At 53.4% G+C, this 17,499-nt stretch carries 14 protein-coding genes; 13 read left to right on the top strand and 1 reads right to left on the bottom strand.

The window, feature by feature from the left end:
• Positions 1-589 precede the first annotated feature (589 nt).
• The 9 genes from leuC to NYE74_RS22115 all read left to right on the top strand — a co-directional run bounded on the left by leuC (position 590) and on the right by NYE74_RS22115 (position 11,272).
• Positions 590-2,014, top strand: a complete 1,425-nt coding sequence (leuC, locus tag NYE74_RS22155) for a 3-isopropylmalate dehydratase large subunit (protein WP_036623769.1) — start codon at positions 590-592, stop codon at positions 2,012-2,014.
• A 27-nt stretch (positions 2,015-2,041) separates the two neighbouring features.
• The gene (leuD, locus tag NYE74_RS22150; RefSeq protein WP_036623768.1) at positions 2,042-2,632 is read left to right on the top strand and encodes a 3-isopropylmalate dehydratase small subunit; all 591 of its coding nucleotides are present in this window, start codon (positions 2,042-2,044) and stop codon (positions 2,630-2,632) included.
• A gap of 479 nt (positions 2,633-3,111) precedes the next feature.
• Complete coding sequence (locus NYE74_RS22145; RefSeq protein ID WP_341005175.1) at positions 3,112-4,650, top strand: N-acetylmuramoyl-L-alanine amidase family protein; 1,539 nt, start codon at positions 3,112-3,114, stop codon at positions 4,648-4,650.
• 38 nt (positions 4,651-4,688) lie between these two features.
• The gene (locus tag NYE74_RS22140) at positions 4,689-5,315 is read left to right on the top strand and encodes a GerMN domain-containing protein (RefSeq protein ID WP_124332909.1); all 627 of its coding nucleotides are present in this window, start codon (positions 4,689-4,691) and stop codon (positions 5,313-5,315) included.
• Positions 5,316-5,640: 325 nt separating this feature from the next.
• Complete coding sequence (locus NYE74_RS22135; RefSeq protein ID WP_036623765.1) at positions 5,641-7,089, top strand: N-acetylmuramoyl-L-alanine amidase family protein; 1,449 nt, start codon at positions 5,641-5,643, stop codon at positions 7,087-7,089.
• Positions 7,090-7,110: 21 nt separating this feature from the next.
• Positions 7,111-7,713 (top strand): GerMN domain-containing protein, encoded by a 603-nt coding sequence (locus NYE74_RS22130; protein WP_036623764.1) that lies wholly within the window; start codon positions 7,111-7,113, stop codon positions 7,711-7,713.
• Positions 7,714-7,785: 72 nt separating this feature from the next.
• Positions 7,786-10,104 carry an S-layer homology domain-containing protein gene (locus NYE74_RS22125; protein WP_213511105.1) on the top strand — a complete coding sequence of 773 codons (2,319 nt, stop codon included), beginning with the start codon at positions 7,786-7,788 and terminating at the stop codon, positions 10,102-10,104.
• 178 nt (positions 10,105-10,282) lie between these two features.
• On the top strand, positions 10,283-10,954 hold the full coding sequence (gene nth, locus NYE74_RS22120; RefSeq protein WP_036623763.1) for an endonuclease III: 672 nt from the start codon (positions 10,283-10,285) through the stop codon (positions 10,952-10,954).
• A gap of 39 nt (positions 10,955-10,993) precedes the next feature.
• Entirely contained in the window at positions 10,994-11,272 is a 279-nt protein-coding gene (locus tag NYE74_RS22115; protein ID WP_036623762.1) for a hypothetical protein, read from the top strand.
• A 270-nt stretch (positions 11,273-11,542) separates the two neighbouring features.
• On the opposite strand, the gene NYE74_RS22110 is transcribed toward NYE74_RS22115, so the two are convergent.
• Positions 11,543-11,761 (bottom strand): hypothetical protein, encoded by a 219-nt coding sequence (locus tag NYE74_RS22110; RefSeq protein ID WP_036623761.1) that lies wholly within the window; start codon positions 11,759-11,761, stop codon positions 11,543-11,545.
• Between the two features lie 361 nt (positions 11,762-12,122).
• On the opposite strand from NYE74_RS22110, the gene nifB reads away from it, so the two are divergent.
• The 4 genes from nifB to nifK are packed head-to-tail and all read left to right on the top strand — an operon-like array spanning position 12,123 to position 17,461.
• Entirely contained in the window at positions 12,123-13,559 is a 1,437-nt protein-coding gene (gene nifB, locus NYE74_RS22105) for a nitrogenase cofactor biosynthesis protein NifB (RefSeq protein WP_124332910.1), read from the top strand.
• The gene (gene nifH / locus NYE74_RS22100; RefSeq protein WP_124332911.1) at positions 13,556-14,419 is read left to right on the top strand and encodes a nitrogenase iron protein; all 864 of its coding nucleotides are present in this window, start codon (positions 13,556-13,558) and stop codon (positions 14,417-14,419) included. The genes nifB and nifH overlap by 4 nt, the downstream gene beginning before the upstream one ends.
• 58 nt (positions 14,420-14,477) lie before the next feature.
• Positions 14,478-15,932, top strand: coding sequence for a nitrogenase molybdenum-iron protein alpha chain (gene nifD, locus NYE74_RS22095; protein WP_155621420.1), 1,455 nt, complete (start codon positions 14,478-14,480; stop codon positions 15,930-15,932).
• Positions 15,929-17,461: a nitrogenase molybdenum-iron protein subunit beta gene (gene nifK, locus NYE74_RS22090; protein WP_124332913.1), complete on the top strand. Its 1,533-nt coding sequence runs from the start codon at positions 15,929-15,931 to the stop codon at positions 17,459-17,461. Before nifD ends, nifK begins: the two co-directional genes overlap by 4 nt.
• Positions 17,462-17,499: the final 38 nt, after the last annotated feature.

Genomic DNA, 17,499 nt, shown 5'->3' with positions numbered 1-17,499 from the left:
TTTTCCGTAAATCACCACTTTAGAGGGATTGAAATGCAAAAGCTTTTGCATTTGACGGGATTTTCGGGGCATTCGGGTGAAAATCACCTACACTTTTTCATTTCTATAGATTTCCTCAAATTCCTTTTATGCTAGAATTTAGACGATGGGAGGATTAACATGTTGAGATTAATAAAAAAACTGAGCTTCTGGCTGCCGCTGCTTTCGTTGATTGTTTGCGTTTATAATCTCACGGGATACGATGACAAAAACCTGTTGCTCGCTCTTACAAGCCCACCGTTATTATGGTTTAATCATGAGTTGACGAAATTGCACTATATGATGAATAGCGAATTATTGTGGCAGTTCGTTCTTTATGGGATTCATTTTTCCTTCTGGTTGCTTGTTGGTCTAGCAATAGACTGGATCATTTCAAGAATAAGGGCTTACTTATAGGCTGACCCTATCACAATTATAGTTATTATATCTTGGAACAATTAACGGGAACGTGCTATATTGAATTCAACATACAAAGCGCTGGCCGATTGGTCGTAAAACCGCCGGCTTTCCGCTTTGTTCCAGGTTCGATTCCTTGTGTGGGGTGAAAAAAATGAGCAGCAAAAAAACGATGTATGAGAAAATTTGGGATAATCACGTGATTTATCAGGAAGAGGGCAAACCGAGCATTATTTACATCGATTTGCATCTCGTGCACGAGGTCACTTCGCCTCAGGCGTTTGAAGGCCTGCGGCTGAGCGGCCGCAAGGTTCGCCGTCCGGATCTGACTTTCGCGACGATGGACCATAACGTTCCGACCAAAGACCGCTACAACATCAGCGACCCGATCTCCAAGCAGCAGATCGATACGCTGTCGCAAAACTGCCGTGATTTCGGCGTAACTTTGTACGATTTGGACACGATCGATCAAGGCGTTGTTCACGTTATGGGGCCGGAGCTTGGCCTTACGCATCCCGGGAAAACGATCGTCTGCGGCGACAGCCATACGTCGACGCACGGCGCGTTTGGGGCATTGGCCTTCGGAATCGGCACCAGCGAGGTGGAGCACGTGCTGGCTACGCAATGCTTGCAGCAGGCCAAAGCCAAGACGCTGGAAGTACGGTTCGTAGGTAAACGCAAACCGGGCGTAACGGCCAAAGACATGATCCTCGGCGTAATCGCCAAATACGGCACCGATTTTGCGACCGGATACGTCATTGAGTATACGGGCGAAGCGATCCGCGAGCTGTCGATGGAAGAGCGGATGACCGTCTGCAACATGTCGATCGAAGCCGGCGCCAGAGCGGGGCTGATCGCTCCGGACGAAACGACGTTTGACTATTTGCGCGGGCGCCAGCATGTGCCGCAAGGCGAAGCGTTCGAGCGAGCGGTGGCTGAATGGAAAAAGCTGGCGACTGACGAAGGCGCGGAATATGACCGCGTGGTCGAATTTGACGTGGATTCGCTGATTCCGCAGGTAACCTGGGGCACGAGCCCGGGCATGGGCACCAGCATCGACGGACGCGTCCCTAATCCGGCGGATTTCGCTACGGACAACGAGCGGAAAGCGGCCGAGAAGGCGCTTGAATACATGGGCCTGACGCCGGGAACGCCGATGACGGACATCGAGATCGACTACGTGTTTATCGGTTCCTGCACGAACGGACGGATCGAAGACTTGCGCGCGGCGGCGCAAATCGCCAAAGGCTACAAGGTTTCCGATAAAGTGACGGCGATTGTCGTACCGGGCTCCGGCCGCGTGAAATTGCAGGCGGAAAAGGAAGGCCTGGACAAAATTTTCACGGAAGCCGGATTTGAATGGCGCGATGCCGGCTGCAGCATGTGCCTGGCGATGAACCCGGACGTTCTCCAGCCCGGACAGCGCTGCGCTTCCACCTCCAACCGGAACTTTGAAGGGCGGCAGGGACGCGGCGGCAGAACGCACCTCGTTTCTCCGGCGATGGCGGCCGCGGCTGCGATCAAGGGACGTTTTGTCGATGTTCGCGAGTGGGAAATCAAAAGCGAAGTCCTGAGCTAATCAAGGTAAAAAGGGGAGAATCGATCGATGGAAGCATTTAAAAAACTGACCGGCATCGTCGGTCCCGTGGACCGCGTCAATGTCGATACCGACGCCATTATTCCTAAGCAATTCCTTAAACGCATCGAACGTACGGGGTTTGGACAATTTTTGTTCTACGAGTGGCGTTTTGACACCGAAGGCAATGTCAATTCCGAGTTTGATTTAAACAAATCGCGCTATGAAGGAGCATCGATCCTGATCTCGCGCGCGAATTTCGGCTGCGGCTCTTCGCGGGAGCACGCGCCGTGGGCGATTCTCGATTACGGATTCCGCTGCGTCATCGCGCCGTCATTTGCCGATATTTTTTACAACAACTGCTTTAAAAACGGCATCTTGCCGATCAAGCTGTCGGAGGAGCAAGTCGAAGAGCTGTTCCAGCGCACGGCGGCCCATGAAGGCTACAAGCTGACGGTGGATCTGGAAGAAAAGACGATTAAGGACGAACACGGCCTGAATATCGCTTTTGATCTCGACGAGCACCGCCGCCAATTCCTGCTGCAAGGCCTGGACGACATCGGCCTGACGCTGCAGCACGAGGATTTGATCGCAGCTTACGAGAAAAGAAGATTCGGTTAAACTTTAGCCGTCAAAGAATGGGAGCTCCCGGTTTATGACCGGGAGTTTTTTTGCGTTCATAAGGCGGTGGCGGCCGCGTTTACGGGAGCCGCAGAAATAGCGGCGGTTTTTGTGCTTATTACCCGGATCCAGGCATGTTCATCCCCCTTAACGGCATTTCTTGTCCCTATTTTCCTATAAGTGATCAGAAAAGCAGGTGAGTTCTGACGGGCTTAAGAAAATAGCGACATAAAATTCCTTTATTTCGCTCGAATGGTCGGATACCGCCGGAATAACGCCACTTTTTGCGCTTATCCTTTTCGTTGGGCCTAAGGTGGACGGCTCGCGCGTCATCGAATGTCCGTTTTTGTAGCTCTTTGAAAATATAAGTCTATCAGGAGGCGCTATTTTCTGATATTATGGAAGTAATTAGCAGCCTTTTGCGGATGAGGATTCTTTTTGTCGGTAAATTTAACTAGGGTGAGGTAGGGATGAGGTTCATGAAGAAAATCGGCTTTTTCTTGTTTGCGTGGCTTTTTTTGCTTGGACTACCGGGATTAAGCCACGCGGCTTCGTCCGGCACGCACATTTATTTGGACGGCCAAGAGCTGGTGCAGCCGGAAAATGCGCAGGCCGGGATTGTTCAAGGGAGCGTGATGGTGCCGATCCGCGTGATCGTCGAAGGGCTTGGCTACGATGTTGCTTGGGACAAGGCGAGCAGTACGTTGACGATCAAACAGGCGGGAACCAACCTGAAGCTGAAGATCGGCGAAGAAACGGCCGTTGTGGGCGAACGGAAGGTAAAGCTGAACGGCGTTCCTTTTCTGCAGGGCGATACGACTTTGGTGCCGCTGCGGTTTGTCGGCGAGCAAATGGGGTTGAATGTAAGCTGGAACAACGAATCCAAATCCGCGTATTTATACAGTCCGGTCGGCGGTTCGGTGGACGGCGTTCTGCCCGGGCATGTCAGCGGAGCCGCGGCGCCGGACGGAGAAATCAAGGTGCCGGCGGATGAGCCGGAGCAAGACAATACATACATCCCTTCCAACGACGACGATAAAGGCATTACCGCCGATATGCCGCAGGGAGAAGGGAATGGCGGTACGGTAAACGAGCAGACCGGCCCGGCGCTCATTACGGGGATGGGCTTTGGCGAAAACCGGTTGATACTTGCGGTATCCGGCAGCGTTGAACCGAACGTGTTTACAATGACCGCTCCCGACCGGATCGTCGTGGACGTTCCGAATGCCGGGTTTGACAAGTCTTTTCTGGAGCAATATCCGCTGGACGAGTATAATAAAGGGGAGCTGGCGACCGCCGGAAATCCGGACGTGTCGAAAATCCGCTATTCTATATACAGCGAAGTTCCGGGGACGGTCCGCATCGTGATCGATCTAAACCGCGGCAGCCAATTTAAGCTGACGAATAACGGCGACGGCCTCGTCATCGTTGACTTGACGGCGGATGCAGCAAACCCGGGCCGCGATCTGGGAATAAACGGTAGGCTGATCGTCGTCATCGATGCAGGACATGGCGGCGGCCAGCCGGGGGCGACCAGCGTAACGAAGCGGCAAGAGAAGGATTTTACGCTGGCGGTGGCGTTAAAGGTACAGGCTCTGTTGGAGCAGGAGCCCGGACTCGATTTAATAATGACCCGGGATTCGGATGTGACGTTGTCGCTGCAGGATCGCGTAAAAATAGCCAATGATGCAGGCGCCGACGTGTTTGTTTCCATCCACGGCAACAGCATCGATCCGCCGGCCAATCCGAGCGGTTCGGAGACGTATTATACCCGGGAGGAAAGCATCCCCCTCGCCAACGTGATGCACAGACATCTCGTCCAGGCAACAGGGCTGGCGGATCGCAAAGTGCGCTACAGCAGTCTGCACGTGACCCGCGAGACGACGATGCCCGCCGTGCTTCTTGAAGTGGGGTACCTCAGCAACAAGAACGACGAGTCTCTCATGTATGGCGAAGAGTTTCAACAGCGCGTTGCCGAAGGCATCGTTGCGGGGATTAAGGAATACTTGGGCCTGTGATTTTGTCGGAGATAAACGATAAACAAGGGGGTAGCGGCATGAGAAAAATGGGATGTCTTTTGCTGATCATCGCTCTGTTGGCGCTGGCGGGCTGCGGACAAAAGCCTGCAGCTATGCCGGCGGATACCGGGAATGCTTCAAACGTCGCGGAAGGCGGCGCGAATAATGGCCAGGGCCCGGCGGCCGATTCCAGCCAGGGTGCCGGTGGCGAGGGAGCGGGCCAAACCGATGCAAGCGGGCCGCAGCAAACATCGGAGCAGGTCAAGCTGACGGTTAAGGTTTATTTTACGGATAATGATCTTATAGAATTGAAGCCGGCCGAGCGTGAGATTGAGGTGCCGAAAGGGCAAGAAGACCTCAAATATGAAGAAGCGTTTAAGGCCCTGCAGTCGGCCGATCCAGGTTTGATTTCTTTATGGGAGAAAGTGAAGCTCAACAGCGCCGCTTTTTCCGAAGCGAACGGCGAGCTGGCGCTCGATATTGAGCTGCCGGACGAGGCCCGGCTCGGCGCGGGCGGCGAGGCGCTAGCCATCGATGCGCTGAAAAAGACGATGTTCCAGTTCGACGAGGTGAAGCAAATCGAGGTTACCGTAGGCGGAGAAAAGGTCGAATCGCTTATGGGCCATGCGGACCTTGAGCACCCGATCACCAGATCCGGAAGCTAAAGGAATTTTGGAAAGTTTACATGCAGAAACGAGGCTGTCCCAAAAGGTCGTCTACCTTAGGGAGCCTCTTTTTTTACGCTGTTTTTCTTCCGAAGAGTCAAATTGCCTACCTTCTTTTGGAGGGTTTGAGGCTTTGCTTTTCGCAAAATCAGGAAATGCAGTAGTTTGATAGGAAACAGTAGCAAATTATACGCAGAAAAATGCCATAATTTCGCAACTTTTCAAGGTTCGGAGCGTCTAATATGTCGTCTGGTGATGTCGAAGATTTGGGTAAGGTTTCATCGGCCGTCATGAGGCAAAAATACTAGGATGGTAGGGGTGACGAATGAGGAAAAAAAATTTGGCGGCAATGTTGTTCACTTTAATTTTATTGTTTGCGTTTTCGCAAACGGGACATGCTGCCGCGGGAAGTACCAGTGTTTATCTGGATGGAAGGGCGCTAACCTTGCCCGAAAATGGACAAGTCCAAAATGTAAATGGCAATGTGATGATTCCAATTCGTGTCGTCGCGGAGGAGCTTGGTTTTGACGTCAACTGGGAAAAAATGACGGGCACGGTAACCATACAGCAACCCGGAACAATTCTCACTTTGGCCGTCAACAAGACGACGGCAACGGTAAACGGCAGTGAGTTCATGCTGACGGTTGCCCCCATGCTGGCCAAAGATACCACGCTTGTCCCTTTGCGATTCGTGGGCGAGCAGATGGGGCTTGCGGTATCTTGGGACAATTCCAGCAAATCGGTTTATTTAACGAGTCCGAGCTCCGGCAGCGGTAGCGGCAGTATCGATAGCCCCGAGTCGGGCAACGAATCGGAGCAGCCGGGAACGCCGATCGAGCCGGAAAATGGCGGTGAATTGGCTTCCGTCAACGGCATCAGCTTTATTGACAATCGTTTGATGATCGACGTGGACAAGAACGTGACGCCGAACATTTTTACGATGAATGGCCCCGACCGGCTAGTGGTAGATCTGCCGCAAACCGTTTTTGCCGAGTCGCTTGCGACCGGCCAAACGATGGATAGCAATCAGAGCGGTATGATGGAAGTGATCGATTCTCCAGACGTGTCCAGCGTTAGATTCGCTTTGTTCAGCAGCGATCCTTGGACCGTACGCGTCGTGCTGGACCTGAATCATCAGGTGAATTATTCACTGGTAAACGAAAATGACGGACTTATTATCGTTGATTTGAATGCCGAAGCAATTGCTCCAGGGGACGGAACGGACACAGATGGCGGCTTGACTACGGTCGTGATCGATGCCGGGCACGGGGGGAAAGATCCGGGAGCGAGCAGCATCACGAAGAAAAAGGAAAAGGACTTCAACCTTGCCGTCGCTTTAAAAGTACAGCAACTGCTTTTGGAACAAGGGCCGAGCATTAACGTCGTGATGACGCGCGAGAGCGATACATATCCGACACTGCAGGATCGGGTGAAGATTGCGGAAAATGCCAATGCGGACATTTTTATTTCCATCCATGCGAATTCCGGCCCGGCGACGGCGACCGGAGTTGAGACGTATTACACCCGCTCCGAAAGCGCGGGTTTGGCGAAGGTTATGCACAAACATCTCGTGGAATCGTCGGGGCTTCCGGACCGCAAGGTGCGCACGCAAAGCCTGCACGTCACTCGTGAAACGACCATGCCGGCGGTGCTGCTGGAATGCGGATATTTAAGCAACAAAAACGACGAAGCCCTGCTATACACGGAAGAATTCCAGAACAATGTGGCACAGGGAATTGTCGATGGAATCAAAGAATATCTCGGCGTGAACTAAACGCGGGAAGGAGGAACAACCGTGAACAGAAAAGGATGGGTCATGGGGATGCTGGTTGTTTTGCTCTTGCTGAGCAGCGGTTGCGGTCAAAAACCGCAGGCCGCTCCGACCACCGGAACGGGAAACGCAGGGTCGAACGAGGCTGTCGGGGAGCCTGTGGCGGCGGCTCCGCAAAATGAAGGGCAGGGCTCGCAAGGAGAGGATAACGGGAAGGAGCAGGCACAATCGCCGCTGCAAACAACATCGATCGAGGCTTATTATACGGATGATAACATGCTGGAGTTAACGAAGGAAACCCGGCAAATTTCGTTCGAATCCGATCAAGACAAATATTTGGCGGCGCTAAAAACGCTGCAGTCCAGCGAAAATACCGGCTTGTTTGCTCTCTGGGAGAAAGCTGTTTTTCACTCGGCTACGCTTGCGGATGGAGTATTGACGGTCGATATGTCGCTGCCTGATGAGGCGCGCCAAGGTGCCGGCGGAGAGGCGCTGGCGATCGAAGCGCTGACCAAAACGCTGTTTCAATTTCAGGAAGTTAATGCCATCGAGCTGCTCGTTGACGGGGAAAAGGTCGACACCTTGATGGGACATGTCGAATTAGATCATCCTCTGTTAAGAAATTAGGGGAAAATTGAAGGAACTCGCCTGCCCGCGTCGAACATGACAAGGAGAACTTTTTTAAAAGGGGAGAATTGGATGGCATCATTTAAACGCAGTTCTCGAAGAAATGCCCATAGAGCGGTTTCCGCCATGCTCGTAACGGCGATGTGTTTCAGCGGAGGCGCAGCAGTGTTCGCCGATGAGATGTCTTCCACATCTACGGGAACTTCGCAAACGATTTCCTCAACGACGTCGTTGTTCAGCGACGTGGCGAACGGTTTTTGGGCGGAAAAACATATATATAAGCTGGCCGCCGAAGGGATCATTCTTGGCGATGCCGGAAAATTCCGGCCGGGGGACGTCGTAACGCAGCAGGAAGCGATCACGATGGCGATTCGGCTAATGAATCTGGAATCCCAATTGGGCAACGGCTCGAAAGTCCCGGCGGATTTGAAAGTCGGCAACTATTTCAAGCCTTATCTGGAGCTGGCGTTGTCCAAAAATCTGCTGGATAAGAACGAGGAAATCGCCGCAACGGCGGACAAAGAATCCTGGGGCGAGAAAAAAGCGACGCGCGAGTGGGTTGCCAAAATTCTCGTTCGGGCCTTGGGAAAGGACGCTGAAGCGAAAGCTTCGGCAACCTTGTCCACGGGTTTTGCCGACCAATCGAGCATTTCCGTGAATGCCCGCGGATACGTGAATGTCGCGGTTCAATTGAAAATTACGACCGGGGTTGAAGGCAAAAAGTTCGACCCGCAAGGGAAAGTGACGCGTGCGCAAATGGCTGCGTTTTTAAGCCGTGGCAGTGAGTATATCAGCGCCAACTATGAGAACGCGTATGAAGGCATCGTCACCAATTTGACAGGCGACAGACTGACGTTATACGCGAACGGACAAACGAAAACCTTTGCTTTGGACAACCGTACCGCTTATTTCGCCAAAGATTCCGAAGTCAAAATCAACAAAAGCCAATTGAAGCTGTACACGAAAGTTTTGGCGGTTGATAAGGCGGGTTCGGCCGCTTACGTTGAGATCATCGATCCGGCGGAGCAGTTGGACAGCGTGGAAGGAACGATGCTGCGGATACTTGGCGACAACCGCTTGCTGCTGCTCGTCGGTAACGAGCCCGAGACGATTGTGTATGACGATAGCACGGTTTTCCTGGATCAAAGCGGCAAAGCGATCAAACCGGCTAATCTCCAGCCGGACACCAAGATGGTCGTTAAACGGGAAACTTACTCCGGCCAGCACAGGCCTATCATCATTCAATCGACCGTGTTAAGCAAGAATGGAACCGGTGTGATCGAAGCGGTTTATGCGGACGGCAACACCGTTACCATTAAAGATCAAGACGGCACGACGGGGAAGTATGAAGTCGATAAAAATGCGCTGCTCCAGTACCAAAATCAACTGATGAGCTTAAGCGAATTGCAAAAAGGCGCTGCTGTTCAATACACGGTAAAAAACAGCGTTCTCGTCTCCCTCAAAGTGACCGGAAGCACGGAGCGGGCGCTCGAAGGGACGTTGCTGGAAATCGGCACCGACGCCAACATGCTGACGATCAAAAGAAGCGGCGGTGCCCTGGAAACGAGGCTGCTTGACGATAAGCCTGTGATTAAGATCGCCGGGATTGCCAATCCCGGCATCGACGATCTGATCGCCGATCTGAACAATGGGGACCAAGTCAAGCTGACGCTGAACAGCACCGATGTTGTAACCGGAATCGAGGTTCTCGGACGCAATGTGAAGCATCTCAAACAAGCGACCGTCGTTTCCTACGATACTAAACTGCAGGCCCTGATGGTTATGGACTCGGAAGGAAAACCGCATGCGTTTACGCTGGATGATAAGACGGAAGCGTATTACGACTCCGATTATGATGATCTAGATTTGGATGAGCTCGAGGATCTTCTGACTAAAAATCGAATTGTTAATATCGCTTATTTGGGTGACCGGGTGGTTTCCGTTCAGGTCATTTACAAATACGTCGGCAAGTTTGTGGAGGCGGACACTTCCAACAAAGAGATCGTAATTGAAGTGGAGGGGGAACTCCTCAGATTGCCTTACAACTCGAGTTTGGATATGGAGATTTCCGGAAAATCAAAACCTACCTTTAATGACTTCTCTAAAGGGGATCCGGTTGTAGCTGTTCTGGATTCCAGACAAGACAAGGTAGAATTGCTTGGCCTCAGAATCTCCAAACAATTTGAAGTAGCGTATGTAAATGCTTCGAGTGACCGCATCGGCATAAGTAAAGACAATTTCAGCAACTATATTTATGTGAAGGACGCCCGGTTTTTGGATAATAACGGAAATGTCATCAAGTTGTCCGATTTGCATGAAGGGGATACGATCAGCATTGATTTTGAAGGCCTGACGGCGGTCAAAGTGAAGAGAGTAAATTCACCAAGGTGACACAACGATTTCCGTGCAATCGCTCAAGGAAAATGATAAAATTGTTTTGTATTTCAGGCAGAGACGAGCTGGTTGAAATCGAAAAGCAATAATCGATCATTTTTCGTGAGATTAACCGTCTTGATGCGGGATGTTTCCCGGATCAAGACGGTTTTTTCTCGGGTAAAGGGGTGGAGACATGAATGCTGCAGATGTCCGTCATATATTGGACACCATCGGTGCCATGTTTCCGGATGCGCGCTGTGAGCTGAACCATAGCAACGCTTTTGAGTTAACGATTGCCGTGCTCCTGTCCGCGCAATGCACCGATGCGACCGTGAACAAAGTCACGGCGGATTTGTTCCGGAAGTATAAAACGCCTGAAGATTATCTTTCGGTTCCGTTGGAAGAGCTGGAGCAGGACATCCGCAAAATCGGTTTGTTCCGCAGCAAAGCGAAGCATATTCAAAACCTGTGCCGGATTTTGCTGGAACGATACGGGGGAGAAGTGCCGCGCGAACACGAGGAGCTGGTACAGCTGCCCGGGGTCGGAAGGAAAACGGCCAATGTGGTCGTTTCCAATGCGTTTGGCGTCCCGGCGATTGCGGTTGACACTCATGTGGAACGTGTCAGCAAACGGCTTGGGCTGGCAGGGTGGAACGATTCCGTCCTGGAGGTCGAAAAAAAGCTAATGAAGCGGGTGCCGAGGGACGAGTGGACGTTAACGCATCATCGGCTTATTTTTTTCGGGAGATACCACTGTAAAGCGCAAAACCCGAAATGCGAAGTCTGCCCGCTCCTGGACGTGTGCCGGGAAGGCAAGAAACGTATGAAAAAACCGAGAAGCAGGAAAAATAAAGAAGATGCGTAACCCAGCAGACAAAGACAATAGTAGAGGATGAGAGACCCTATGAAATGCATTTCGGTGTATACCGACAGCTTTGAGCAGTTTTCGGATGTATTTGAGCAAGTGATTGATCTGCAATTAGGCGAAAATGACGAACGCGAAGTGGAAGGTTTGGTCGTCAGCAATTCCGGCGAAGTGCCCGAGCACTACTTGGAACGGATGTCCGCCAAACCGGAGGTTGTCGTGATGAAAGACAAAACCAGAGGCATCACCATTTTGCAGCACGGAAAAGTGTTTGAAATCCTGCTTCCTTCCGATGAAGCTGCTGAGGTCGTTAGCTAACAATCCAGTAATGGGAAATTCCGGCCGTTCGGAAAGTGCGTTGATCGCGGTTTCCCTAAGCCCCGAAAAACAAACAGAATCCCTTTTGCTTAAGCCGATGAGCGTTCCTCCGGTTTAAGCGGAGGGGATTTTTTGTGCTTCCTGGACTTTTGGAGAGCTCCGGCTTAAACATTTTATAGGCTCAAAACCGAGATCGGTGCTTGACAAAATAAATTATGATAGCGTTCGTGCCTTGGTATCCCTGCATGCTCTGCATGCTGCTTTGCACGATTATCCCTCTTGTTCAGGGGGGAGAGGGTGGAGGCTAATCAAGGTCCTTTCATTTTTCCCGGTGACTTGTCCCATTCCTCCCGTGAGGTCTGCTTCACTTTTCCTAAATATCCTTCTCCTAAACCTTTTTCTCACAAACCTCCTTCTCACAAACCTCCTTCTCACAAACCTGTCTAACGCTCCCGAACTAATGATCTCGAACAGGTCTGCTTCTCCCAAACCTGTTTTCTTCTCCTGAATTTATCTTCCTCTCTGCCTCCGGATCAAATGGGATAATCGTGCAAAGCATCTGGGCAGCGGGTGTTAATCTGCTGACCAACCCGCCGGCCATTGATGATTATGTAAGCAATTGAGAATTTGAAATGTAAACGCATCCATGTGATTCGCATGTTAATTAATATGACATAAATTTTGACCGATTTGTTAACTTGCTGCGAAATGGACGGAATTTGGTGATACGTTAATTGACGTAGTTTTAACGTGAAACTATGATATAGATAAATTTTTACAGTTTATTCAAATTATTCGGGCCCGTTGATTTGGAAAGCTGACACTGAAGGAAAAGAAAGGAGAGGAACGCATGGATCCCATAAGCGCGGACGTCCGCCCAATCTTAAACAGCGACATCACCAGGCACCCCTGCTACAGCGAAGCGGCGCACCGTTATTTTGCGCGGATGCACGTGCCGGTGGCACCGGCTTGCAATATCGGGTGCCATTATTGCAACCGAAAGTTTGACTGCGTTAACGAGAGCAGGCCCGGCGTCGTCAGTGAAGTGCTGACTCCGGAAGAAGCGGCCCGCAAAGCGGCCGGCGTCGCCGCCCAGCTTCTGCAATTGTCCGTCGTCGGCATTGCCGGTCCGGGCGATCCTCTGGCCAATCCGGATAAGACGTTCGATACGTTTCGCCGGATCCGCAGCGCCGTTCCGGATGTTACGCTTTGCCTTAGCACCAACGGCCTAAACTTGATGAAATACCTTGATCAAATCGTTGAACTTGGCATTGCCCATGTCACGATCACGATCAATGCGGTCGATCCGGATATCGGCAGCCAAATTTACGGTTGGGTATATGACGAAGAATCGGGCCGCAAATATGAAGGCCGGAAAGCGGCAAGCTTGCTTATCACCCGCCAACTGCTCGGGCTGAAAGCCCTAAGCGACAAAGGGGTGCTGGTCAAAGTCAACTCGGTGCTGATCCCGGGCGTCAATGACGTGCATATGCCGGTTCTGGCCGGCATGGTGAAGCGGTTAGGGGCTTTTATGCACAACATTATGCCGCTCATCATCGCTCCGGGCAGCCGTTACGAACAGGAGGGCCGCGAGGCGCCGCCGCCGAAGCTGCTGCACGCCGTCCAAGAAGCTTGCGGCGGAGCGGGGGCGCAACTCATGAGGCATTGCCGGCAGTGCCGCGCCGATGCCATCGGCCTCCTGGGAGAGGATCGCAGTGGCGATTTCACTTGGGAGCGGCTTGCATCGGCGCCGCCGCTTGACCCGGCAGCGCGGGAGCGGCTGCAAGCCGACCTGGAGGAGAAAGTGAAGCGGCTGGCGGAACGCCAAGCGGCGAAAGCGGCTGCCGGACGCCGGCCGGAAGGCGGGTGTGCTTGCCCCGCGGCCACCGCTTCGGGAGCGCCTGCGGAAACTGCTGGCTATAGGCTGAGAGCTGCAGTCGCTTCCCGGGGCGAAGGCCGGGTCAACCTGCATTTCGGCCATGCCAAGGAATTTATGGTGTATGAGACCGACGGACAGGATGTTACCTTCCTCGGGATTCGCAAAGTGCAGGCTTATTGTCACGGCAAAGCGAGCTGCAATGGGGATAAAGCGGCGACGCTGCAGGAAATTATCGACAGCTTAAGCGATTGTTCGGTGCTTTTTTCGGCGGGCATCGGCAAAGTACCCGAAGCTAAGCTGAAGGCGGCCGGCATCATCCCGGTAGTCAAACCTGGCCAGATTGAAGAACTGATTTTGCAGCATGCCAAATATGAAACCAAATTTCTAAAATGGAGGTCATTCCTATGAGACAAATCGCATTTTACGGAAAAGGCGGAATCGGCAAATCGACGACTTCGCAAAATACGCTGGCCCAGCTGGCCAAAAAATTCAATCAACAAATTATGATTGTCGGCTGTGACCCGAAAGCGGACTCTACCCGGCTGATTCTGAACACGAAAGCGCAGCAAACCGTTTTGCATTTGGCGGCGGAGCGGGGTTCGGTCGAGGATTTGGAGCTGGCGGACGTCATTCAGGAAGGGTTCGGCGGCATCCAGTGCGTGGAATGCGGCGGTCCGGAGCCGGGCGTCGGCTGCGCGGGACGCGGCATTATAACGGCGATCAATTTCCTCGAAGAGGAAGGCGCCTATGAAGGGCTGGACTTCGTTTCCTACGACGTGCTTGGCGACGTGGTTTGCGGCGGTTTCGCCATGCCGATCCGCGAGAAAAAAGCGGAGGAAATTTACATCGTCTGCTCCGGCGAAATGATGGCCATGTACGCCGCCAACAACATTGCGCGCGGCATTTTGAAATACGCCAACAGCGGCGGCGTCCGCCTCGGGGGCTTAATCTGCAACAGCCGCAACACGGACCGCGAGGATGAGCTGATCACCGAGCTTGCCCGCCGCCTGAACACGCAGATGATCCATTTCGTGCCGCGGGATAACGTGGTGCAGCATGCCGAGCTGCGGAGAATGACCGTCACCCAGTATAACGAAAGCCATTCCCAAGCCGCCGAATACGAGCAGTTGGCCGACAAAATTCTGCACAACGACATGCTGACGATTCCGACGCCGATCAGCATGGAGGAGCTGGAAGACCTGCTGATGGAGTTTGGGGTGATCGAAAACGAGGAAGAGGCCGTAAAACGGATGAAAACCGCGCTTTAAGCGCGGCCGCGCGGTAGATTACGGATTAAGAGATAAATAAGGAGCGGGAGGTTGGAGAATGGGAACGACGGACGTGATCCAAAAGAAAAAGCTCGTCGAGGAGATGCTGGAGATCTTCCCGGAGAAAGCCAAAAAGGAACGCAAACGCCACTACGAAGTGATGGAGGAGGACTACAAGCAGACTAACTGCAAATGCGCCATCAAATCCAACGTCAAGTCGCGTCCGGGCGTGATGACGATCCGCGGCTGCGCCTACGCCGGCTCCAAAGGCGTGGTATGGGGGCCGATCAAGGATATGGTCCACATCAGCCACGGGCCGATCGGCTGCGGCCAATACAGTTGGGGTACGCGGCGGAATTATGCCAGCGGTATGTTGGGGATCGACAACTTTACAGCGATGCAGGTGACCAGCGATTTTCAGGAGACGGATATCGTGTTTGGCGGGGACAAAAAGCTGGAGGTCATTTGCCGGGAAATCAAGGAGATGTTTCCGCTGGCCAAAGGGATTACCATCCAGTCGGAATGCCCGGTCGGCCTGATCGGCGACGACATTGAAGCCGTGGCCAAAAAAATGAGCAAGGAGCTGGGCATCCCGATCGTGCCGGTCCGCTGCGAAGGCTTCCGCGGCGTCAGCCAGTCGCTCGGCCATCATATCGCCAACGACGCCATCCGCGATTTTGTGATGGGCCGGGCGGAGCTGAAGGAGTGCGGGCCATACGATGTCAACATCATCGGCGATTATAACATCGGCGGGGACGCCTGGGCGTCGCGGATTTTGCTGGAGGAAATGGGGCTAAGGGTGATCGGGCAATGGTCCGGCGACGGCACGCTCCAGGAGATCATGACCGCGCATAAAGCGAAGCTGAACCTCATCCATTGCTTCCGCTCAATGAACTATATGTGCGAAGTGATGGAGAATCAGTACGGAATCCCGTCCTTGGAATACAACTTCTTCGGCCCGACCAAAACGATCGAAAGCTTGCGCAAGATCGCAGCCTTGTTCGATGAGACGATCCAGGAAAATTGCGAAAAAGTAATCGCCCGCTATAAGGACGAAATGGACGCGGTAATCGCCAAATACCGTCCGCGGCTCGCCGGCAAGAAGGTGATGCTGCTGATCGGCGGCTTGCGGGCCCGGCATACGATCGGCGCTTACGAGGATCTGGGCATGGAAATCGTGGCTACCGGTTATGAATTCGCCCACAAGGACGACTATTTAAAAACGATTCCCGAGTTGAAACAAGCGACGATCCTGATGGACGATCCAGGCGCATACGAACTGGAGGAGATCGCCCAGCGGCTTGATATCGATCTGATGGGCGCCGGCGTGAAGGAGAAATACGTTTACCACAAAATGGGCATCCCGTTCCGGCAAATGCATTCCTGGGATTACAGCGGCCCCTATCATGGTTTTGACGGGTTTAAGGTGTTCGCCCGCGACATGGATATGGCCGTCAACAGCCCAGTATGGAATTTGGTGAAGACCCGGCAAAAAGAGGAGGTGACGGCATGAGCGAACCTAGGACGATTTTGGACCATAACAAGCTGTTCGACAGCGAAAAATACGTCCGCCAGCGGGAAAGAAAACGCGAGTTCGAAAACGCCTGCCCGGAGGAAGAGGTCCTGCAAACCGCGGCATATACCAGGTCGCAGGAGTACGCGGACAAAAACTTTGCCCGCCAGGCGGTGGTCGTCAACCCGGCCAAAGCTTGCCAGCCGCTCGGGGCGGTGATGGCCGCCTTGGGTTTCGAAAAAACGCTGCCGTTCATTCACGGCTCGCAGGGGTGTACCGCCTATTTTCGCAGCCATTTCGCCCGCCACTTCAAAGAGCCGGTTCCCGCGGTGTCCTCTTCGATGACGGAGGACGGCGCCGTGTTCGGCGGGATGCGCAATTTGATCGACGGGCTGGAGACGAGCGTCGCGCTCTACAAACCCGAAATGATCGCGATGAGCACCACCTGCATGGCCGAGGTGATCGGCGACGACTTGTCGGCCTTTATCGGCAACGCCCGGAAGGAAGGCGTGCTGCCGGAGGGGATGCCGATTCCTTTTGCCAATACGCCCAGCTTTTCCGGCTCGCATATCACCGGCTACGACAACATGCTGAAGGCGATTCTTAGTTACCTGTATGAGCGTTCCTCAGGGCAAGCCGTCGATCCGGCCAGCAGCGGTAAGCTGAACGTTCTGCTTGGATTCGAGCCGTATACCGGCAACTTCTCCGAACTTAGGCGCATCCTGGAGCTGTTTGGGGCGGACTGCACCGTGCTGGGCGATCACAGCGGCAATTTCGATTCCGGAGCGGACGGAACTTATGCGTATTATTACGGCGGGACCCGGCTGGCCGACGTGCCGGCCGCGGCGAATGCGCAGGGAACGCTGGCGCTGCAAAAATACAGCCTGCGCAAAACGGCGGAATATATCGGGGAAACTTGGGGACAGCCGGTTAAGTCGCTGCACACGCCGCTGGGCGTCGCGGCCACCGACCGGCTGCTGGAAACGATCGGCGAATTGAGCGGCAGGCCGGTCCCGGAAGCGCTGCTGCAGGAACGGGCCCGGGTCGTCGACGCGCTGACCGATTCCCACAATTACCTGCATGGCAAACGGGTGGCGATGGCCGGAGACCCGGACCTGCTTTTGGGCTTGATCGGCTTTTGCCTGGAGCTGGGGATGGAGCCGGTCCATATCGTTTGCTCCAACGGCGACGCCGAATTCGCACAGGAGGCAGGTCTGCTTCTGTCGTCCAGCCCTTACGGCGCGGAAGGCAAGGTCCATATCGGCCGCGATCTTTGGCATCTGCGCTCCCTGCTGTTTAATGAACCGGTGGACCTGGCCATCGGCAGCAGCCATCTGAAATACGCGGCCAAAGAGGCCGGGGTGCCGCTGCTCCGGGTAGGCTTTCCGATTTTCGACCGGCATCATCTGCAGCGTTATCCGATCATCGGATATCAAGGCGCATTGAATCTGCTTACCTTATTCGTAAATACGGTGCTTGAGCGGTTGGATGAAGACGCTCCGGCCCACAGCTTTGACCTTGTGCGTTAACGCGCAGGGTCAATCGGTTATCCGCCAGGATGCCGGGA

Source organism: Paenibacillus sp. FSL P4-0127 (assembly GCF_038007325.1).
GTDB classification, from domain to species: Bacteria; Bacillota; Bacilli; order Paenibacillales; family Paenibacillaceae; genus Fontibacillus; species Fontibacillus macerans.
Note: the sequence above shows the minus strand (reverse complement) of the source record. Positions and strands in the feature narration are given on the sequence as shown.